Here is a 19,771-nt window from a genome sequence, read left to right as displayed (position 1 = left end):
CTCAGCCGGCAAGTCGTTTCATCGCCGACGATGCATCCTTCCGGATCGTGGGTCCGTTTGTCTCCGTCGAGAATACGCAGAGCCGCTTCGTTCGATGGATGACACCGTTCCCCGCTGCTGGGCCCTGACAGATATCGATGACATAGCCGATGCCGTTGCGCGACGCATAGGCAATTCGTTCCGCACTCGAATTCAAGCCCTCGACATCCGTCAACCTGCTTCGCCAGACTGGATAATACGACGGCGTCAATACCGACGATCCGCCACGTTTGAAATCGACCCAGACGCGACGATGCGAGACGAATTCAAACACGCTCCCGCGATCGAGCGCCATGTCGGCGATGCTCACGTCAGCCCGACCGTCCAGCTCCGGCCTTATTGGCGTGAGGAATGTTGCAGTCAAAGGCGTGTTGCTACGGGCCCATTTGCCGATGTCGGTCCACTCCGAGACCGCCTCGTTGCAGATCCGGCTGAAGTTGACGCCGGACCAGATCGCGAGCGGGTATGCGACGAGAACAGCCGTGGCGAGCACCAGATAGCCCATGGTGCGCTGATAGGATGGGGCCGGTCCCGGCGCTTTTGTTCGAAGACCAAATATCAAAACGGCCGTGACGAGAGCCAAGCCGGCCCAGCCCTCAAAGGTCACGAACAGCACGACAAGGCAGGCCGGAAGGAAAGCCGCTTCCCTGTCGCGCCGCAACCAGTTGGTCGCCAATGCCGCAATCGCCAGGGCGGCAAGCAGATGAATGACCGTGCTCGATCGCAGGAGATGAAGGTTGAGAATAATTGGCGATCCCGTGACGAACGGAAGGACGATTCCGATCAGATAGACCAGGATCGCGCCCAGATAGGCTGCCCGTAATTCGGGAGCGACCCGCTTCGGCCAAAACAGTGCAAGCGCTCCGATCAGGGTGACACCCGACAGCCCGAAAATGTCGCCGAGCGAGGTCGAGTCGATCAACACGTGCCCCGGAAAATACTGGCGAAGGAAATTCGCAAGGTCAAACGGATGACCAAACTCCGGATTTGCGAGAAACCCGCGGAGCACGACAAACAAAAGCGGCAAGCACAGGATGAGGCCGATCAGCACCTGCGAAGAGATTGCGCCGATCGTGGCTTTCCGCTGCGACAGGTGACAGATCCCGATCAGCGCCAGCGGCGGCAAGAGCCAAGCCGCAAAGAAAGCGTTGATGAACGCCGTTATGCCAACAGCAACGACCGCTGCCGTGAAGCGGCCTCGTGCGGCAAAGTAGATCGCCAGAAGAGCCACGCCATTCGCCATCTCCGAATGGGTGAAGTAGTTGATGAACAGGCCACCGGAGCCGGCGTAGCTGTAGCCGTCGAGAAACGCGATGAAGCAGAGAATCAGGCTGAAGACGATCTTGTCTCGCCGTTCCGTCACCCCAAGCAGGGAGGCGCAACAGAGAAATCCGACAAAGCTGACCAGCCGGGAGAGGAAGAACAGAACGAAGAACAGCAACGGAACGTTGTCGAAATATTTCTCGACGCCACTCAACGTCAGCCAGACGCCCGAAGCAAAATAGCGCAACGACTGGATAAAGCCGTCGTCATGATATTGCGGCTCATCGTAGAGACCGGCGACGATCGGCAAATGATAGAGGTTGCTTGTCAGTCCGAAGACAAATCCCGTCCGGAGCACGGATATCGCCGACGCGAACACGGCGACCAGAAATGTCTCAACCCAGGAGTTCGGGATGCTGGTCGCACGACCGCGGCAAACCATGTCAGAGGTGACGTTGACGTCCGCCATTGGGTGCCGGAGGAAGTGACGGCTGCGGGTCAGCCTCGGTTAAGCGCCGTGCTTACTGCCCGCTTTCAGGCGTCTGGCTGGCCCTCGCCCGCGGAGCGATGAAGACGGACGACAGCAGAAGTAACCCGCAAACGCTAATGGCCGATTAATCGGCACCCGGGAATTTGGCACGCCGGGCCGGCGGTAAGTTCCGACCGGGCATGTGACCAGATCGTTGCGGTCCGGCGCGTTAATTGCCCGTCTGCAACTCGCCGAAGCGTTCCCAGCTCTTGCCGTTGAAGCGCATGAACTGCATCTGATCGACCGGGACGTGATCGGTCGGGCCGGTATTGACCTTGATGCCGGGCAACAGCATCGGCAATTCGAGATCGCGGATTGCGTAGGCCTGCTTCAGGATGTTCTCGGTGGAGAGATCGTCGCCGCAGGCTTTCAACACTGCCTTCAACGCCATCGCGCTGTTGTAGGCGTTGACGTAATTGGTGTCGTGCTGGTCGGCCTCCGGCACATACTTCGTCATGAACGCGCGCCAGCCCTTGACGCCGGGGTCGTCCTTCCAGGCGGGATCGTCGGGGTCCTTCACATAAGCGGTGGAGAGAATGCCGGTGCCCGCTTCCAGTCCCGCAGGCTCCATCACGGTCGAGACCCACACTGCGACGTTGGAGAGGAACGTCATCGGCCGCCAGCCGATCTCGAAGGATTTGCGGATCGCCTGCGCCGCGAATTTCGGCGTCGCCGCGATCACGAACGTGTCGGCGTCTGACGCCTTGAGCTTCACGATCTGGGAATCGATGGTCGGGTCCTGGATCTCGTAGGTCGCGCCGGTGACGACGGAATCGTATTTCTCGCCGAGCACGTCCTTCAGGCCGGCGAGATAGTCGCGGCCGTAATCGTCGTTCTGCGAGATGACGGCGAATTTCGCGTTCGGATTCTTCGCCAGCGCATAGCGCGCATAGAGCCGCGCCTCATAGCGGAACGGCGCCTGCACGCCCATCGTCGCCTGCGGATATTGCGCGATGTCGGCGAATTTCGAGGCGCCGGAGCCGATGAAGAGCTGTGGCACGTTCTTGGACTGGAGATACTTTGCGATCGCCGTGTTGTGGGCGGTGCCGATCGAGGAAAAGATCAGCGCGACCTCGTCGCTCTCGACCAACCTGCGGGTCTGCTCGACCGATTTCGGCGGCGCGTAGCTGTCGTCGAGCGAGATCAGATTGACCTTGCGGCCGTTGATGCCGCCCTTCTCGTTCAGCATCTTGAAGTAACCAACCTCGCCCTTGCCGAGCGCACCGAAGGCCGATACCGGCCCGCTATAGGGCATGGTCTGGCCGATTTTGATCTCGGTCGCGGTGACGCCGCGCATCTCGGCGGCAGGCGAAGCAGCAGGCAAAAGCAGGATCGAAACGGCGCCAAGCGCGCCCAATGCCATGGCAAACCGCATCGGCTTCCCCTCCCCTTGACCGCGCGGTCGAGCCGCGCCTTTCTTTGAGGGCAGGATGCCACGACATCGCGGCAGACTCCAATCATTATGAGTCGCGGGATTGTAGAGTGGGCAAGGTGTCGGCGTGCCCACCGTCGCCAGCACGCCGTAGATGGTGGGCACGGCGCAAGGGCGCCTTTGCCCCACCCTACGGAGCTGCGTCATTGAATTACCGCATCCGCAGACGCACCGCCGGCCATTAAAAAAAACGCGGCGTTTCCGCCGCGTCTTTCAATTCAATCTGCGGTTCGCGATTACGCCTGCGGCTGCGGCTCCAGGCCGGGATCCGGATCGGGCCGCGGGCGCGACTTGCCGGCCGGGGGCACGGCGGAGGCGCGCGGCGTGGTCGGCTCGAGCACGGATTCGCGGTTCGGCTTCTTGCCCTTGAGCAGGTCGATGATCTCGTCGCCGCTCAGCGTCTCGAATTCCAGCAGGCCCTTGGCAAGCGCCTCGAGATCGGCGCGCTTCTCGGTGAGAATGCGCGTCGCTTCGTTGTAGCCTTCTTCCACGAAGCGCCGGATCTCGGTGTCGATCTTCTGAACCGTCGCCTCCGACGCGTTCTGGGTGCGCGACACCGACATGCCGAGGAAAACCTCGTCCTGGTTCTCGCCATAGGACACGGTGCCGAGCGCTTCGGACAGGCCCCAGCGCGTCACCATCATGCGCGCCAGTCGCGTGGCCTGCTCGATGTCGGACGACGCACCGGACGTCACCTTCTCGCGGCCGAAGATCAGTTCTTCGGCGACGCGGCCGCCCATCATGATGGCGAGCCGCGAGGTCATCTGCTCCAGCGACATCGACAGCTTGTCGCGTTCGGGCAGCTGCATGACCATACCGAGCGCACGACCGCGCGGAATGATGGTCGCCTTGTGGATCGGATCGGTCGCGACGACGTTGAGGCCGACGATGGCGTGGCCGCCCTCGTGGTAAGCCGTCAACAGCTTCTCTTCCTCGGTCATGACGAGCGATTTGCGCTCGGCGCCCATCATCACCTTGTCCTTGGCCTCCTCGAACTCGGCCTGCGTCACCATCCGCTTGTTGCGGCGGGCGGCGGTCAGTGCGGCTTCGTTGACGAGGTTCATCAGGTCGGCGCCGGAGAATCCCGGGGTGCCGCGCGCGATGGTCTTGAGGTTGATATCCGGCGCCAGCGGCACCTTGCGAACGTGAACCTTGAGGATCTGCTCGCGGCCGACAACGTCAGGATTGGGCACCACGACCTGACGGTCGAAGCGGCCGGGACGCAGCAGCGCGGGATCGAGCACGTCGGGACGGTTGGTCGCGGCGATCAGGATCACGCCCTCGTTGGCCTCGAAGCCATCCATTTCGACCAGCAACTGGTTCAGCGTCTGCTCGCGCTCGTCATTGCCGCCGCCGAGACCGGCACCGCGGTGACGACCGACGGCATCGATTTCGTCGATGAAGATGATGCAGGGGGCATTCTTCTTGGCCTGCTCGAACATGTCGCGGACGCGGGAAGCGCCGACGCCGACGAACATTTCGACGAAGTCAGAACCCGAAATGGTGAAGAACGGCACGTTGGCTTCGCCCGCCACCGCACGCGCGATCAGGGTCTTGCCGGTGCCGGGAGGACCGACCAGCAGCACGCCGCGCGGGATGCGGCCGCCGAGGCGCTGGAATTTGCCGGGATCGCGCAGGAACTCGACGATCTCCTGCAGGTCCTGCTTGGCTTCATCCACGCCGGCGACGTCCTCGAAGGTAACGCGGCCATGCGCTTCGGTCAGCATCTTGGCGCGCGACTTGCCGAAGCCCATCGCCTTGCCGGCGCCGCCCTGCATCTGCCGCGACAGGAAGATCCACACGCCGATCAGCGCGATGAACGGCAGCCAGGAGACCAGCAGCGAGACGAACCAGGGTACGTTGTCGCCGGGCGGCTTCGCGGTGATCTGAACCTTGCTGTCATACAGGCGCTTCACCAGCGTCGGATCGCTGGGCGCATAGGTCTGGAAGCTCGAGCCGTTGGTGAAGGTGCCGTGAATGTCCGGGCCCTGGATCACGACGTCGCGCACATTGCCGCGGTCAACTTCGCTCAGGAGCTGGGAGAAGGCGATATCCTGGGAGGCGGCGCGCTGACCCGGATTCTGGAAGAGCGTGAACAACGCCAACAGCAGCAAGACAATGATGACCCAGAGGGCGAAATTGCGCAGATTGGCGTTCATCGATCTTCCTTCGTGGTCGCGCGGATCGCGGCCTGATCCTTGGGCAGTTACTTGGGTCGTTACTTAAGCAGTTGCTTGGGGGTGTACGAGGAAATCCCCAAGGAATCCTCTCGGTTGGACGCATACAATTTAGGTGCCGCCCCGGTCGCTGCCAAGGGAAGGAGATGGGACTATTTATCCCATCTTAGCGCGATTCCCGCTGAAATAATGGCGACATATGCGTGGTTTTTCCTGCCTGGTTAAGCTGGCCTGACGCCGTGCAGTGGAACGGCCGGTGTCATGATCCGCTCTTAATCGGCCCTTGTCCGCCTTTCGACCGCCGGGCCGGCGCCGGCCCGATGTGGATATGCCCCCCGGCAAGGCTGATCAAGGCTCCCGCAAGGGTCTGCTTCAGGGCTGGCCGGCCATTTGTGCCTGTACGGGGGCTTGCAGCGATGGCCTGATCGAGCGCGGCCATCAGGGTCTCGACCTTGCCGAGTTCCGCCGGCCCCTCATGGCCGAGGGCGTTAACGGCCCGCAGCAGGAGCCGCAGGCGGACCTCCTCAGGCAAGACGGCAAACGCCGAAGCCTCGAAGCTGCGAAGGCCCGCCTGCGGCGCATCGCCGCGCGCCCGGAGCTGAAGGAAGCGTTCGGCGCCATCGACCAGCACCTCGACCGCCGCATTGGCGCGCGCCAGCCGCGCGGCGAGCCGCGCCAGGTTGCGGGCATCGCCGCCCTCGGCCGCAAGCTGCGGCAGCAGCGCGCGCAGCCGCGGCCGGGTGAAGGCGGTGTCGCGATTGGTGGGATCATCGGCAAAACCGAGCTTCGCCCGCCTCAAGGTCGCGATCAGCTGCGACTTCGAGACATCGAGCAGCGGGCGCGCCAGCACAATGCCGTCGCGCGCCGTGAAGGGCGCCATCGCCGACAGCCCGGCAAGCCCGCTGCCGCGGACAAGGCGCATCAGCAGGGTTTCGGCCTGATCGTCGCGGGTGTGCGCGGTCAGCACATGGCTCGCGCCGACGCTGCGCGCGGCTTGCGCAAGCAGGCCGTAGCGGGCTTCGCGTGCAGCGGCAGGCAGCCCCGTGTTCGGCTTCGCGCCGCGCCAGCGCAGGGTCCGGTGCGCCAGCCCGAGTTCAGCAGCCAGCCGCTTGACCTCGCGCGCCTCGCGCGCCGCCTCCGGGCGCAGGCCGTGATCGACGGTGACGACAAGGAGACGAGGACCGCGTGCAAGGCCGCGCTGCCAGCGCGCGGCGAGCCACATCAACGCGACCGAGTCAGGCCCGCCGGAGACCGCGAGCACCAGCGCCGGCGCGCTCTTGAGCCCGGCGAAGAGTTGCTTCGCCTCGCGCGCCGAGATCGGTGAGTTGTCGTCGTCTGGCATGACGCTATCATCGTCCGCGGGTCGACCGACTGTTTAGCGCAGCATCATCCGGTTTGTCAGGATCGAGCGCCGCGCGTCAGCACTTCACCCGCTTCTGCTCGCGCTCGACCGCGGCTTTGACGCCGGCGGAGGCGCGCGAATATTTGCGGCTGACTTCACCGAAGGCGGCGCAGGCAGCCTCCTTCTCCTTCAGCGCGGCCAGCGACTGGCCGAGCCGCAGCAGGGCATCCGGCGCTTTGGCGGACTTATCGTATTTGGTGGTGACCGCAAGGAAGGCTTCCGCGGAGTCGCGGTATTGCTGGCGCTGGAAATAGCTCTCGCCGAGCCAGTATTGCGCGTCCCCGAGCAGCGGGTCGCTCGGATATTTCTGCGCAAAATTCTTCATGGTCTGCTCGGCCAGCGCATAGTCCTTGCGTTGCATGTAGCCGATGCCGAGGTCGAACTCGTCGCGCGGCGTTGCCGCGGGCGGCAGGGTGGCCAGACCGGCGCCGGCCGGCGGCGGATAGCCTGATTGTGCCGGCGGATAGCCGGGCTGCGCCGCGGCCGCTTGCGGATAGCGGGTGCCGGTGTTGGCGAGATCGAGCGGCTCGCCGGCACCGCGCCCGCCGGGCGCGCCGCCAAGGGCCCCTGCCGGCATCGGCTGCTGTCCGCCACCGAGCGCGCGCGGCGCGCCGGGCGCGTTCGGGTTTTGGTTCGGATCGAAGGAATCACCGCGGCGGCGCACGCCGGGCGCGCCGGGCGCCGGCTGCCCCTGAAGGATCGGCGCGGGAGACGCGATCTGCGGCTGCTCGTAATTCGGCTGGGCGGCCTGCTGCTGCTGGCGATAGGCCGGCGCGACTTGCGCGGGCGGCACGGCGGCGACATTGGGCTGGACCGGCGCTTGTCCGGTCGCGCCTTGCGCGCCGCCCTCGAGCGCCCGCAGCCGCTCTTCGAGCTGGCGGTTGCGATATTGCAGCTCTTCGTTCTGACCGGTGAGCTGGCGCAGCTGGTTCTCCAGCCGCTCGATCCGCATCTCGGGGTCGGCATCGTCCGACTGCGCAAGTGCGGGCGCGCACAAAGAGAGCAGCGCGGCGATCGCCACGGTGCCGGTAATTGCCTTGAATTTCGATGACATCTGGCCCTGACGACGAAAGCGACGTGGCGCGCGGCGGATCGTTTGCCGCGGCACACAATGAAGAAGGGAGTACGCCAAAAATGTGACTGCCACCAAGGGGTTTCCCTCACAGAACGCTGAAACGAAACCGGCGCCCGAGAAGGGCGCCGGCATAATCAATTTCTGAAGCTGAACGGCGCCTGACTGATCGTCAGGAGCTCGCGTTCAGCACGGTGACGGCGCGACGGTTCTGCGACCAGCAGGAGATATCGTTACAGACGGCGACCGGCCGCTCCTTGCCGTAGGAGATCGTGCGCATGCGGTTCGGATCGATGCCGCGCGAGGCAAGGAACGAACGCACCGACTGGGCGCGGCGGGCGCCGAGCGCGATGTTGTATTCGCGGGTGCCGCGCTCGTCGGCATGCCCCTCGACGGTGAAGCTGTATTGCCGATAGTTCTGGAGCCACTGCGCCTGCTTCTCCAGGGTCACGATCGCCTGCGGCGTCAGATCGGTCTGATCGCTCTCGAAGAACACGCGGTCGCCCACGTTCACGACGAAATCCTGCTGGCTGCCAGGCGTCGCAGCATTGGCCATCGCATCCGTCGCTGCGTTCTTGTTCGCGCACGCGCCCATCGACAGTGCGATTGCGACCACCGCAGCCAGCTTCAATCCCTGGAGGATACGCATAGGATATTTCATTCCGGAGCCTCCACGCTCACGTTCGTCCACTGCTGTCCGGTCTACAGGGGGTTGGTTAAGCGAACGTTCCGTCAACCTTGATGGAACCTTGCCTCAGCCGCTCAAATGCCCCCAACGCGCGAAAAGCAACCGTTATGGTTAATGGGTTCTAAATGTGGCGCGAGGGTGAAGCAAGCTGCGGCGACCAGCAAAAACCGCCGGTCGTTGCTGGAATTTGGGCCCGAACGACCATTGAGGCGAACAGAGCCCGGCCGAAAGGCGCGCGGCGGTTCGAGGCGATGACGGTGGGCAATCAGACGTGAGCGGCTTCCGCCACCAGCACCGGCCGCTGCGCGACAGGCCGCTGCGGGACCTGGCGCTGCCCGCCGCGCCCGAACAGCATCCGCCGCTCGAAGGCGGTCGACCGCATGATCGGGTAGCGCTCGAACACCTTCTTGCGGAAGATCGGGAAATCCGCCGCCATCAGTCCGAACGACTTGGTGAGACCCGGAACCAGGCGGGGCTCGGCGATCGTCTCATGCAGGAACACGCGCCGGTAAAAGGCCTGATGCTCGGGACGCACGATGGCAAGGCCGAGATCGGCACTGAAATGCTCGCACGCCATGTAGGCGAGCCGGGTCGTCAGATAGGGCAATTCCGGAACCCGCTTCACCTGATCGGGGTCGGCGACAAAGCGGGTCGGGTCGATCATGACCTCGCCGCGATCGAGCCGCGGCAGCAGGATGTCGGGGAAGACGTCGGCCGAGGTGGACTCGCGCCATTCCGAAGTCAGCACGCTGATGCGCACGGAGCTACAGAGCTGGCCACGGAGATAGACGCCGAAGGTCCACGCGTTCGGCAGCTCGTCGTAGCGGTCGGCGACCCGGGCTTCCGCCGATTCCCTGACGGCGCCCTCCCGCAGATAGGCGCGATAGCGGAGGTTGTAGATTTCCTCCTTCTCCGCGGCCGTTTCCGCAAGATGATAGTCGACGTCGGTCAGGAGCTCCGCTCCCCGTCCAACAGCCGAAATGACAGATCTGGCTGAGGACTGCATTCCAACTCCTTACCCATCACTCACGCCGCGCGAGCCCGGGCCATTTGCTGCCGAACAACTTGTGCGCGCGTGGCGATTTATTAACACCTCCTTAACAACGATGCAAAGCAATCGAGCGGATAGGGTTAACTCCCGTAGCACTACGGCAGGCCAGCAACTGGCTGAAACGACAGCAAATTTCTGACATGGACTCTAGGCGAAGGAGCGTGAGCCGACGACCTGGAGCAGGCTCTCGCCGCGTCGCCCATGCGAGGCGCTGAGGAGCTGGCGCATCCGCACGGCGGGCACCGGACGGCTGAACAGATAGCCTTGCGCCTCGGAGACGGTGCCGTCGGCGCTGATCAGCTCGAGCTGCTCGTTGGTCTCGATGCCCTCGACCACGACCGCCATGCCGAGGTCGGCGGACAGCCGCGCCACGCCGCGCAGCAGCGTCAGTGGCCGGTCGGTGTCGATGCCTTCGAGGAAGGAGCGGTCGATCTTCACCTTCTGCATCGGGAAATTGTGCAGATAGCTGAGGCTGGAATAGCCGGTGCCGAAATCGTCGAGCGAGATGCGCACGCCGAGCGCATGCAGTTGCGACAAGGTGTCGTGGGTGAGTTGGGTGTTGCGCAGCAGCGAGGACTCGGTGATCTCGATCTCCAGCCGGTGGGCCGGCAGCCCCGAGACCTCGAGCGCGTAGCGGATTTCGCTCAGCACATCGCGCTGGTGGAATTGCTGCGGCGAAAAGTTGACGGCGACGCTGACGCCGTCGGGCCACTTCATGCATTCCATGCAGGCGCGGCGCAGGATCCAGCGGCCGAGATCGACGATCAGCCCCATGTCCTCGGCGACCGGGATGATGTCGACCGGTGACACCGTGCCGCGCACCGGATGGTTCCAGCGCAGCAGCGCCTCGCAAGTGGTGATCTTGCCGGACTTCAGATTGACCAGCGGCTGGTAGAACAGCTCGAATTCCTCGTTGGCGAGCGCCTTGCGCAGGTCGAGCTCGAGGATGCGGCGCGCCTCGACGGTCGCCGCCATCTCGTCGCGGAAGAAACAGAAGGTGCCGCGGCCGTCGGCCTTGGCGCGGTAGAGCGCCATGTCGGCGTTCTTGAGCAGCGTGTCGGCGCTGACGTCGCCGTCCGGCGAGGTCAGCGCGATCCCGACGCTGGCGCCGATCTCGACCAGATGATTGTCGATGCGGTAGCGCTCGCTCAGCCGCTCGACGATACGACGGGCAAGGCTCGCGGCGTCTTCAGCCGTGCTGATGTTCTGCTGGAACACCACGAACTCGTCGCCGCCGAAGCGGGCGACGAAATCATCGGGGCGCAGCATCTCGCGCAGGCGGTTGGCGACCGCGCACAGGAGCTGGTCGCCGCAGGGATGGCCAAGCGTGTCGTTGACCTGCTTGAATTGGTCGAGGTCGACGAACAGCAGCGCGGAGAGGCGCTCGGCGCCGTGCGAGATCGCCAGCAACCGCTCGATCTCGTCGCGGAAGCTGACCCGGTTCGGCAGCGCGGTGAGATCGTCATAGCGGGCGAGATGGGTGATCCGGGCTTCCGCGTTGGTACGTTCGGTGATGTCTTCCAATAGCAGCACCGTGCCGCCGCGGCTCATCGGCTGGAACGTCCAGGACAGCGTTCTGCCGCGCGCGGAATCCGGATCGGCGGTGACGATCTCGCAGATCCGCGCGTGCTCGATCTCGGCCAGGATTTTGTTGCCGCTTTCCGCCGAGATGGAGCCCGCGGCGACGCAGGCTGACACGATATCGGTGGCGGTGGCGCCGCGCTTGACCAGATCCTCGGGCAAGGCCATCAGCTCGCCGAAGCGATGGTTCATCACCGCAAGGCGGCCGTCAGCGCGGAACATGCACAGGCCATGCGGCATATTGTTGAGCGCGGTGTCGAACTGGCTCGCCAGCGCGGATTCGCGAAAGCTCGAGGTCAGCGCCTTGACGAAGATCGCATGCAGGCTGAGATTGATGTTCTTCATGCCGATGAAGAACAACACGAGCAGGATGGCAAGCCCGACGTGATAGAAGCCGCCGTGCAGCAAGAGGGCGAGCGACATCGGCAAGCAGGCCAGCGCGATGTGCCACTGGATCATCCGGGGTTGGCCGTAATTCCGGGCGGCGCCGCCGGCGGTATAGCCGATGCCGATCGCGACACAGAGCATGTCGGCAACCGCATCCTCGTTGAGGTAGATGACGACGAAGGCCCACAGGCCGAGCACCGCAGCATAGCTGATCGCGCCGAGCCAGTAGCGCGGCTCCAGATGCCTGGCCTCCTCCAGCGACAATCCATTCGAGCGGTTTTCGTAGCGCCGCATCTGGAATGCGCGAGCCGTACCGACGGCAATCAGCAGGAACGCGATTGGCCACAGCCGGACGTCGCCAGTCTTGAGCGCAGTCATGACCGCGGCCGCGGCCGCCGAGGCCGAGCCCAGGAAGATCGCCCAGAAATTCTGAACCATAGAGTTGATGAGAGCGGCGTAGAGTATCGGCTCCAGCTCGTCTCGATCGCTCTGCTTCTGGTCGGCCAGCTGCATCGGCTTGTTACGCGTCCTGTTTGCCGCGCATTGTTACCCAGACCAGATGAAGCCTTTCTGAGGGAACATCGTTAAAGTCGAGTTGTTTTCGGCAATAGCGAACCTGTTTCCGCTGAAATATCAAGCAACTAGGCAATCGTTGCCGGGCACAAGGTGAAGGAAACCTTGCGTCGCGCAGGAAACCCGAAAAAAATCGGCGCGATTTTTCGAAAACATCGCGCGTCGGAACGCGCGATGTTTAGCCACGATGTTTCTAGCCGGGTGTCGAGGACAGCAGCGGCGACCATGCCGGGTCGGAGGCGAAGCCCGGCGTCGGCACCTTGAGCTCGTTGCGGCCGGAGATGTCGACGGAAAACAGCGACGGCCCGCCACTGCCGCCGGGATCGCGGAAGAACATCAGCACGCGGCCGTTCGGCGAGAAGGTCGGGCCTTCGTTGTGGTAGCCGGAGGTGAGCAGCCGCTCGCCGGAGCCATCAGGCTTCATGATGCCGATCGAGAACTGTCCGCCGCCTTGCCTGGTGAAGGCGATGTAGTCGCCGCGCGGCGACCACACCGGCGTCGAATAGCTGGCGTTGGTGTCGTCCTTGGAGAAGGAGATGCGCTGCGCAGCTCCCCCGCCCGCGGCCATGACGTAGATCTGCGACCTGCCGCCGCGATCGGATTCGAAGCAGATGCGGGTGCCGTCCGGTGAGTAAGACGGAGACGTGTCGATCGCCGGCGTGTCGGTGAGGCGCGTGGTCGAGCGCGAGCGCAGATCCATCGCGAAGAGATTGGAGTTGCCGCCCTGCTGCAGGCTCATGATGACGCGCTGGCCGTCCGGCGAGAAGCGCGGCGCAAAGGTCATGCCCGGGAAGTTGCCGACGATTTCGCGCTGGCCGGTCTCGATGTTGAAGAGATAGACCTTCGGATCGCCCTGGCCGAACTCCATATAGGTGATCTCTTGCGAGTTCGGCGAGAAGCGCGGCGTCAGCACGAGATCGGAGCCGCGGGTCAGATAGCGCACATTGGCGCCGTCCTGGTCCATCATCGCGAGCCGCTTGACGCGGCGCTCCTTCGGTCCGGTCTCGTCCACGAACACGACGCGGCTGTCGAAATAACCCTTCTCGCCGGTCATCCGCTCGTAGATCTGGTCGGAGATGATGTGGGCGATGCGGCGCCAATATTCGGGCGAGGTGAAATATTGCTGGCCGGCGAGCTGCTGGCCGGAGACCACATCCCACAGGCGGAATTCCGCCTTGAGCCTTCCGTCAGGCTGCCGCGTCATGCGGCCGGTGACCAGCGCCTGCGCGTTGATGGTCTTCCAGTTCTGGAATTGCGGCGCGACGTCGATGTTGCTGATCCGCTCGATGAAGGCGGCCTGGTCGATCGGCGCGAACAGGCCCGAGCGCTTCAGATTGTTGGTGATGACCTGCGTGACCCCGTTGCCGACATCGCCATCGGACGGCGAGCCCGGCACGAAATTGGTGATCGCGATCGGGACCGGCTGGAATGCGGTGGGATCGATACGGAGCCGGTCCTGGCCTTGGGCGAAGGCACGTCCGCCCCCGAGCATCGCGAGCGCCGATCCGGTGACGGTCATGAAGCGGCGGCGGTTCATCGATCGGACGTCATTCATCGCAAAATTCTTTTGTTCGGATGTCACAACATATCTTTCAGGCCGAAAGTCATCGGAATGAGCTTCCAGCTCTCATACTGCGGTTTCGGCATGAACGAATAGACCTGACACTGCACGATGGCGCGCTTGGCGCTCTCGGCCACCGCCTGGGCGATTGACCGCGACGGTCCCCTCACCGCGACGACGACGGGCTCGGATGCGAGCGACCCGTCGATCTTCATGGGAATGTCGATGTCGGCCTCGTACTGGTCGGCATCCTGCCCGTTATAGGTCGGCGTGAAGCAGCGCTTGACCGCGCCCTGGAACGCACCTCGCCAGGTCGCGACATTGTTGGCGGCCGTCCCAGTTGTCGATCCCAGTGCGGCCGACGCATTCAGCGCCGTTCCGGTGAGCTCGTGCCGCGTCGTTGCGCGCTTGTCGAGGTCGCGCTGGATCTGCGAGGGATCGAAGCTGCGCTCCTTGGGCTTCGGCTGCTGCTGCGGCTGCACCGCCGCGACCTTTTGCTCCGGCGGCTTGGGCGGCGGCTTCTTCGTCTCCAACTTTTTCTGGAGCTCGGCGATCGGATCTTCCTTGGCCGGATCAGGTTTCTTTTCCTGCGGCTTCGGTTCTTGCTTTGATTCTTCTTTGGGCTTGGCCTCGGCGACCGGCTTGGGCGGCTCGGGCTTTTTCTCGACCGGCTTTTCGACGGGCTTCGGCGGCGGCTCGGGCGTCGAGTTGGTCTTGATCAGCTCTTTCTTCTCGGTGACCTTGCCGACGGCGTCTTCTTCAGGCTTGGCCTCGGCGATCTTCTCGACCTTGGGCTTCGGCATGTTCTTGTCGCCGGTCTTCTGTCCCGCCATCATCTTGGCGAGCTGATCGGAGGAGATGATGTCGATCGGCAGCGACTCTTCCGGCGCAACGAAGGCCCTGCTGCTAAAGGTGACGAGTCCCCATCCTATCACCAGGAGGTGGAGGGCAATCGACGCAACGAGTGTCTTGTCGACCTTCACCTTCACGGCTTACCCCTGATCCGCTTCCGTGACGAGGGCGAGCTTCTTGAAGCCGGCGCCGGACAACAGGCCCATGACCCTGGCTACGGTTCCGTAATCCGCCTTCTTGTCGGCGCGCAGATAGATGCGCTCTTCCAGCCCGCCGCGCGCGTCCGTGATTGCCTTCAGCTTCGGCACCAGTTCGTTGATCGCGATCTCGGCGTCGTTGATGAACACCTTGCCCTTGATGTCGACCGACATCTGGATCGGCTTTTGGTCGTTCTGCTCGAGGCTCTTGGCCTGGGTCTGCGGCAGGTCGAGCGGCACGCCGACGGTCAAGAGCGGCGCCGACACCATGAAGATGATGAGCAGCACCAGCATCACGTCGACCATCGGCGTGACGTTGATTTCGGCCATGACCGGCTTGCGCCGGCTGCGGCGGCCGCCGCCTCCGGACGAACTCGCGACGTTCATGCCCATGGTCTGGTGCCCAAATTGCCCTTCACACTATACATGCCGTCATACATGCCGTCCGTCAGCCCCGCTCGTCGATCTGACGCGACAGGATGGCTGAAAATTCATCGGCGAAGCCCTCGAGCCGCTGGGCCTGCCGGTTCACCTCGGAGGTGAACTTATTGTAGAAAATAGTGGCAGGAATGGCGGCGATAAGGCCGACGGCGGTCGCAAACAGCGCTTCCGCAATGCCGGGCGCCACCACCGCCAGAGAGGTATTTTTCGACGCCGCGATCGACTGGAAGCTCGACATGATGCCCCAGACCGTGCCGAACAGGCCGACGAAGGGGCCGGCGGAGCCGACGGTCGCGAGCACCAAGAGCCGGCGTTCCAACCGCTCGACCTCGCGCGCGATCGAGACGTTCATGACCTTGTCGATGCGCATCTGAAGGCCCGCGACCGAGCGGGCGTGGCTCTCGAAGGAACGCTTCCACTCGCGCATCGCCGCCACGAAGCAGGCCGCCATCGAATGCGTCGGCTTGGCCGAGAGCGTGCGATAGAGCTCCTCGATCGACTCGCCGGACCAGAATGCCTGCTCGAAGCGGTCCATCGAACGGCGGGTGCGCGCATAAAGGAAGATCTTGTCGATGGCGATCGCCCAGACCCAGACCGAGCAGGACAGAAGTCCCAGCATGACCCCTTTCACGATCCAGTGAGCCTGCCAGAACAGCGCAATCAGCGACACATCCGCGGAGGCGGCAACCGGAAGGGCTGACTGAGCCACATCGGCCGGATTCATAAGCAGTATCCTCTCAAGGCGATCATTACCTGACGTCTCCGGCCAGCAAATGACTGCCGGTTCCCCAACAGCCGCGCTAGAACCGCGCGGCCGGCAAGCCCGCTCAAAGCCTTGTCTTTCTGGGGTGCAGGGGCTCGTCCAAAGCCGGCCGTCTGCATTCCCTGCCAAGATGTCAAAACTATGGGCCTCGACCCAAGACCACTCCGGGCTTTGGGCGCGATTGTCCGCACTTACCAGAGCCCGGCGTTGGTTAACGCGGGGTTACCGGAATCGAATTTGGCTGCCGGAAAGGCAGGCAGTGTAGGGGGATGGGGCCTGTCTTCGGGTCCGGAGGAACCAGCGCTCACCCAGAAAATTGTCCCGAAAATCACCTTCGGCGAGGCTTTGCCATGACCATCAACCCCAAGACGACCGCTGCGATCGGCGACCATCCGCTCCACCCCATGATCATCCCATTCCCCGTCGCCTTTCTGGTCGGCGCGCCTATCGCCGATCTGGCCTTCATCGGAACCGGCGACGGCTTCTGGGCCAGGGCCTCGATCTGGTTGATCGGCGCCGGCATCGTCATGGCGCTGGTTGCTGCCACGGCCGGCTTTACCGATTTCCTCAACGAACCCCGCATTCGTCGCCTGAACGATGCCTGGTACCACATGGTCGGCAATCTCACGGCCGTGGTGCTGGCCCTGGTCAACTTCTATCTCCGCTATGCCCAAGGCGCCGAAGCCGCGGTCAAGCCGTGGGGCGTGGTGCTGTCCCTCGTCGTGGTCGGCATCCTCCTGTTCACGGGATGGAAGGGCTGGGAGATGGTCTACCGGCATCACGTCGCGGTGCTTGACGCGCCGGGTCAGACCAGCTCGGAGCCGATCTCGCCGCATCACGGTGACGAGAGCCACCGCCGCGCCGCCTGAGCGAACGGCATCTGACCTGGGACGATCACGCCGGAGCCGGCTCCGGGCAGTTGGTCAGTCGCGCCGGATTGCCAACCGCGGTGCAGCCGCCGGGCATGTCAGTGGTTACGACCGTGTCGGCGCCGATCTTGGCGAAATCGCCGATGCTGACGTCGCCGAGGATGGTTGCGCCGGCGCCGATGAAGACGCCGCGGCCGATGCGCGGCGAGCGCGTCGGCAGTTCACTGCTGCGGCCAATGCTGACATTCTGAAGCATGGTGACCTCGTCGCCGATCGCGACATTCGCGCCGATTACGATGCCGGTGGCGTGGTCAAGATACACCCACGACCCGATGCTCGCCGCCGGATGAATGCTGACCTGCAAGACGTTCGACGCCTCGTTCTGAAACAGCAGCGCCGCATCGGTATGGCCGCGGCGCCATAGCGAGTTCGAGACGCGCCAGGCTTGCAGCGCGGCGTAACCCTTGAAATTCAGCAGTGGCGCCAGCAGGCCGGCGACGGCGGGATCGCGGAGCACGATGGCCTGCAAGTCCCGGCTGGCCGCCTCGATCAGATCCGGCTGGCCGCGAAAGGCATCGAGGGAAAACGCCGTGAAGCGCTCAGTTTCGGCAGTGTTGGCGCCGAGCCGGCGCCCGATCAGATCGGCCAGGGCGGCGGCGAAATCGTCACGGACCAGAATGGTGTCGGCAAGCGCCTTGCCGAAGATCGGATCGGCGACCGTCGCGCGCTGCGCTTCAGCCCGGATCTCTAGCCAAAGACTGTCGCTTGCCATGATCGCAGCTTCCGCCGCCTCCGCCCCGTCAATGCTTGTGACCGCGAATATAGGCGGTCCGCGCGAAGACGCCAGTCGAGCCGCCGAGGCGCGCGCCGTTGCCAAAGGCGGCAACGCCTCCTAGCAAGCGGGAGAACGTTAAAGTGCGGCCCACAAAAACCGAACCGCCCGCCGGCGGGTTGCGCAGGCGGGCGGCTCGGGGCCATCAGGACTTTGGGGGCATGCGCCTGAAGGCTTTGAGAGGTCTCGGCCTTCCGAATCAGCCCTGCGGGGGCTGATCGTTCGGCGGCGGAGTCGGACGGGTCTTGTGCTGTGCCATGAACTGGTCGAACTCTTCCTTGTCCTTGGCGTGACGCAGACGATCGAGGAAGTTCTTGAACTCGATCTGCTCTTCCTCGAGCCGCTGCAGCGTCTCGGTGCGGTATTCGTCGAAGGCACGGTTGCCGCTCGTGGGCGGACCGAAGCCGAAGCCGAAGCCGCGGCGCTCCATGCGGCCGCGCATGCGGTCCATCTTGTACTGCATCCGCTCCATCTTGTTCTGCCAGCGATCCTGGTGGCTCCAGCAACCCATTTTTCTGCTCCCGAGTGTGAAAAAGAGAAGGGCTAGTCCGATCGGCCACCAAATGATGAAGCCGAGGATGGTCACGGCGATCCAGCCAGGATGCCAGGGCGTATCGAGCATGTGGGGGCGCTCGTAGTGTTGTTCCGAAGGACCGCGCCATCGATTGACATCAGCGGTGTAGGCCATTTCCATCTCCATGACGGCATCAGCGCCGTTGTGAATGTAAATAACATTCACATAGCTAGCTGATCCCGCGATTTTGTCAAGCTGGCCACCCAACAGGGTAGGCGAATTATTTGCGCAATTTTATTTCGGCTTGCCCCAAGGACCAGCTGGAGGGCCGCCGGGCGGCACGCCAGAACCGGAGGATGCCTCCGGTGGCACCGGAGGCGGCTCGGGGCTTTTCGCCGGCGGACGCCGATCGGTCGGGAAGCCGAGACCGCGCAGATAGATCAACACCTCGGCTTCGAGCAGCTCATCCGGCGACATCGGCAGTTTTCGCCGCGCGGCATCGCCGCGCGAGAACAGCGAGGCCACGCCGTGCGCCATCGACCAGATGTGCAGCGCCATCATCATCGCCGGCGGGCGCGGCGTGCCCGGCGGTGCCAGCGCCGCGAGCCGTTCGGCGGCTGCGCGAATGATGTTGAAAGCACGCTCGCTGGCGGCCTGCAGCGCGGGATTGGCATCGACCGGCACGCCCGATTCGAACATGGCGTTGTAGAAAGCGGGCTCCTCGCGGGCAAAGGCGAGATAGGCCCTGCCGACACGCTCGAACGCCGTGACGGTGTCGGGACGGCCGTCATCCCAGGCCGCGGTCAGGCGCTGTTCGAACTGCTCGAAGCCGCGTTGTGCGATCGAGGACAGCAGCTCGTCACGATCGCGAAAATGCCGGTACGGTGCCGCCGCGCTGACGCCGGCCATGCGCGCGGCATCGGCGAAGGTGAAGCCGGCTGCGCCCTTCTCGGCGATCAACCCGAGTGCAGCCTGCAACAACGCTTCCTTCAGATTGCCGTGGTGATAGCCGCGCTCGGCGCGGCGCGGCTCCTTGCGCCAGCTCATGTGAACGGCTTTTACATGAGCCGGGCGTGCAGGTCACTAGCGGCGACGGGTTTTGGTGAACCGTATTTGCACGGTCATTCCGGGGCACGACGGCACCGCCCAACGCGCGGTCCGGAATGACAATGAGGCCCTAACGACCCGGGATGGGCAGCACCGGCATGATCTCGATGGCCTCACCGGGGAATATCGCAAAGTGCGGATGATTCTTGAACAGGTCCGCGGCGGCTTCCTGCGAAGCGGCACGCACGACCGTGAAGCCCGTCAGGGCGTTGCTGACCTCTGTGATGCCGCCGGCGTCGATCCTCCGGGTCTTGCCGAGCGGTCCGCCCATCTCGACGATGACGGCCTTGTGCCTTTCGACCCAGCCGTGCCAGGCGGCCATGCCCTCCTGCTCCTTTACCTTCCGCTCGGCTTCAGGCAGCGCGTGCCACGCCGTCATTTTCGCGCCGGTCATGCTGCCGAGATAGACGGCGAGAAACGTGTGTTCGGTGCTCATGGGTA

17 protein-coding genes are annotated in these 19,771 nt (G+C 64.0%); 1 reads left to right on the top strand and 16 read right to left on the bottom strand.

Going from position 1 to position 19,771, the window contains the following annotated elements:
* Position 1: 1 nt before the first annotated feature.
* The 12 genes from IVA80_RS28365 to tolQ all read right to left on the bottom strand — a co-directional run bounded on the left by IVA80_RS28365 (position 2) and on the right by tolQ (position 15,969).
* Positions 2–1,771, bottom strand: a complete 1,770-nt coding sequence (locus tag IVA80_RS28365) for a hypothetical protein (RefSeq protein WP_247437817.1) — start codon at positions 1,769–1,771, stop codon at positions 2–4.
* 229 nt (positions 1,772–2,000) lie between these two features.
* Positions 2,001–3,206 (bottom strand): ABC transporter substrate-binding protein, encoded by a 1,206-nt coding sequence (locus tag IVA80_RS28360; protein ID WP_247437816.1) that lies wholly within the window; start codon positions 3,204–3,206, stop codon positions 2,001–2,003.
* Positions 3,207–3,499: 293 nt separating this feature from the next.
* Positions 3,500–5,422, bottom strand: coding sequence for an ATP-dependent zinc metalloprotease FtsH (gene ftsH, locus IVA80_RS28355; RefSeq protein ID WP_247437815.1), 1,923 nt, complete (start codon positions 5,420–5,422; stop codon positions 3,500–3,502).
* 277 nt (positions 5,423–5,699) lie between these two features.
* A complete protein-coding gene (gene tilS / locus IVA80_RS28350; RefSeq protein WP_247437814.1) occupies positions 5,700–6,782 on the bottom strand; it encodes a tRNA lysidine(34) synthetase TilS in 1,083 nt (360 codons plus the stop codon).
* Positions 6,783–6,858: 76 nt separating this feature from the next.
* Positions 6,859–7,896, bottom strand: coding sequence for a tol-pal system protein YbgF (gene ybgF / locus IVA80_RS28345; protein ID WP_247437813.1), 1,038 nt, complete (start codon positions 7,894–7,896; stop codon positions 6,859–6,861).
* 190 nt (positions 7,897–8,086) lie between these two features.
* Positions 8,087–8,575 (bottom strand): peptidoglycan-associated lipoprotein Pal, encoded by a 489-nt coding sequence (pal, locus tag IVA80_RS28340; RefSeq protein WP_247437811.1) that lies wholly within the window; start codon positions 8,573–8,575, stop codon positions 8,087–8,089.
* Between the two features lie 292 nt (positions 8,576–8,867).
* Positions 8,868–9,608, bottom strand: coding sequence for a hypothetical protein (locus tag IVA80_RS28335; RefSeq protein WP_247437809.1), 741 nt, complete (start codon positions 9,606–9,608; stop codon positions 8,868–8,870).
* 192 nt (positions 9,609–9,800) lie between these two features.
* Positions 9,801–12,134 carry an EAL domain-containing protein gene (locus IVA80_RS28330; protein ID WP_247437807.1) on the bottom strand — a complete coding sequence of 778 codons (2,334 nt, stop codon included), beginning with the start codon at positions 12,132–12,134 and terminating at the stop codon, positions 9,801–9,803.
* Between the two features lie 253 nt (positions 12,135–12,387).
* Positions 12,388–13,731, bottom strand: coding sequence for a Tol-Pal system beta propeller repeat protein TolB (gene tolB / locus IVA80_RS28325; RefSeq protein ID WP_247437841.1), 1,344 nt, complete (start codon positions 13,729–13,731; stop codon positions 12,388–12,390).
* Between the two features lie 41 nt (positions 13,732–13,772).
* Positions 13,773–14,744 (bottom strand): protein TolA, encoded by a 972-nt coding sequence (locus IVA80_RS28320; protein WP_247437804.1) that lies wholly within the window; start codon positions 14,742–14,744, stop codon positions 13,773–13,775.
* Positions 14,745–14,747: 3 nt separating this feature from the next.
* Positions 14,748–15,197, bottom strand: a complete 450-nt coding sequence (gene tolR, locus IVA80_RS28315; RefSeq protein WP_028173005.1) for a protein TolR — start codon at positions 15,195–15,197, stop codon at positions 14,748–14,750.
* A 55-nt stretch (positions 15,198–15,252) separates the two neighbouring features.
* Positions 15,253–15,969 carry a protein TolQ gene (gene tolQ, locus IVA80_RS28310; RefSeq protein WP_247437802.1) on the bottom strand — a complete coding sequence of 239 codons (717 nt, stop codon included), beginning with the start codon at positions 15,967–15,969 and terminating at the stop codon, positions 15,253–15,255.
* Between the two features lie 389 nt (positions 15,970–16,358).
* Between tolQ and IVA80_RS28305 the strand changes: the two genes are divergently transcribed.
* Positions 16,359–16,877, top strand: a complete 519-nt coding sequence (locus IVA80_RS28305; RefSeq protein ID WP_247437799.1) for a DUF2231 domain-containing protein — start codon at positions 16,359–16,361, stop codon at positions 16,875–16,877.
* Positions 16,878–16,902: 25 nt separating this feature from the next.
* On the opposite strand, the gene IVA80_RS28300 is transcribed toward IVA80_RS28305, so the two are convergent.
* The 4 genes from IVA80_RS28300 to IVA80_RS28285 all read right to left on the bottom strand — a co-directional run bounded on the left by IVA80_RS28300 (position 16,903) and on the right by IVA80_RS28285 (position 19,766).
* Positions 16,903–17,649, bottom strand: a complete 747-nt coding sequence (locus IVA80_RS28300; protein WP_247437797.1) for a serine acetyltransferase — start codon at positions 17,647–17,649, stop codon at positions 16,903–16,905.
* A 259-nt stretch (positions 17,650–17,908) separates the two neighbouring features.
* Positions 17,909–18,397, bottom strand: a complete 489-nt coding sequence (locus tag IVA80_RS28295; RefSeq protein ID WP_247437794.1) for a DUF2852 domain-containing protein — start codon at positions 18,395–18,397, stop codon at positions 17,909–17,911.
* A 120-nt stretch (positions 18,398–18,517) separates the two neighbouring features.
* Positions 18,518–19,270 (bottom strand): TetR/AcrR family transcriptional regulator, encoded by a 753-nt coding sequence (locus IVA80_RS28290; RefSeq protein WP_247437792.1) that lies wholly within the window; start codon positions 19,268–19,270, stop codon positions 18,518–18,520.
* Positions 19,271–19,400: 130 nt separating this feature from the next.
* Positions 19,401–19,766: a hypothetical protein gene (locus tag IVA80_RS28285; protein WP_247437790.1), complete on the bottom strand. Its 366-nt coding sequence runs from the start codon at positions 19,764–19,766 to the stop codon at positions 19,401–19,403.
* Positions 19,767–19,771: the final 5 nt, after the last annotated feature.

Source organism: Bradyrhizobium sp. 139 (assembly GCF_023074175.1).
In the GTDB taxonomy this organism is placed as follows: domain Bacteria; phylum Pseudomonadota; class Alphaproteobacteria; order Rhizobiales; family Xanthobacteraceae; genus Bradyrhizobium.
Note: the sequence above shows the minus strand (reverse complement) of the source record. Positions and strands in the feature narration are given on the sequence as shown.

Excerpts from the sequence above, each read along its gene's own strand:
- IVA80_RS28365 (WP_247437817.1), bottom strand. The coding sequence starts at position 1,771 with ATGGCGGACGTCAACGTCACCTCTGACATGGTTTGCCGCGGTCGTGCG.
- IVA80_RS28360 (WP_247437816.1), bottom strand. The coding sequence starts at position 3,206 with ATGCGGTTTGCCATGGCATTGGGCGCGCTTGGCGCCGTTTCGATCCTG.
- ftsH (WP_247437815.1), bottom strand. The coding sequence starts at position 5,422 with ATGAACGCCAATCTGCGCAATTTCGCCCTCTGGGTCATCATTGTCTTG.
- tilS (WP_247437814.1), bottom strand. The coding sequence starts at position 6,782 with ATGCCAGACGACGACAACTCACCGATCTCGGCGCGCGAGGCGAAGCAA.
- ybgF (WP_247437813.1), bottom strand. The coding sequence starts at position 7,896 with ATGTCATCGAAATTCAAGGCAATTACCGGCACCGTGGCGATCGCCGCG.
- pal (WP_247437811.1), bottom strand. The coding sequence starts at position 8,575 with ATGAAATATCCTATGCGTATCCTCCAGGGATTGAAGCTGGCTGCGGTG.
- IVA80_RS28335 (WP_247437809.1), bottom strand. The coding sequence starts at position 9,608 with ATGCAGTCCTCAGCCAGATCTGTCATTTCGGCTGTTGGACGGGGAGCG.
- IVA80_RS28330 (WP_247437807.1), bottom strand. The coding sequence starts at position 12,134 with ATGCAGCTGGCCGACCAGAAGCAGAGCGATCGAGACGAGCTGGAGCCG.
- tolB (WP_247437841.1), bottom strand. The coding sequence starts at position 13,731 with ATGAACCGCCGCCGCTTCATGACCGTCACCGGATCGGCGCTCGCGATG.
- tolR (WP_028173005.1), bottom strand. The coding sequence starts at position 15,197 with ATGGGCATGAACGTCGCGAGTTCGTCCGGAGGCGGCGGCCGCCGCAGC.
- tolQ (WP_247437802.1), bottom strand. The coding sequence starts at position 15,969 with ATGAATCCGGCCGATGTGGCTCAGTCAGCCCTTCCGGTTGCCGCCTCC.
- IVA80_RS28305 (WP_247437799.1), top strand. The coding sequence starts at position 16,359 with ATGACCATCAACCCCAAGACGACCGCTGCGATCGGCGACCATCCGCTC.
- IVA80_RS28300 (WP_247437797.1), bottom strand. The coding sequence starts at position 17,649 with ATGGCAAGCGACAGTCTTTGGCTAGAGATCCGGGCTGAAGCGCAGCGC.
- IVA80_RS28295 (WP_247437794.1), bottom strand. The coding sequence starts at position 18,397 with ATGGCCTACACCGCTGATGTCAATCGATGGCGCGGTCCTTCGGAACAA.
- IVA80_RS28290 (WP_247437792.1), bottom strand. The coding sequence starts at position 19,270 with ATGAGCTGGCGCAAGGAGCCGCGCCGCGCCGAGCGCGGCTATCACCAC.
- IVA80_RS28285 (WP_247437790.1), bottom strand. The coding sequence starts at position 19,766 with ATGAGCACCGAACACACGTTTCTCGCCGTCTATCTCGGCAGCATGACC.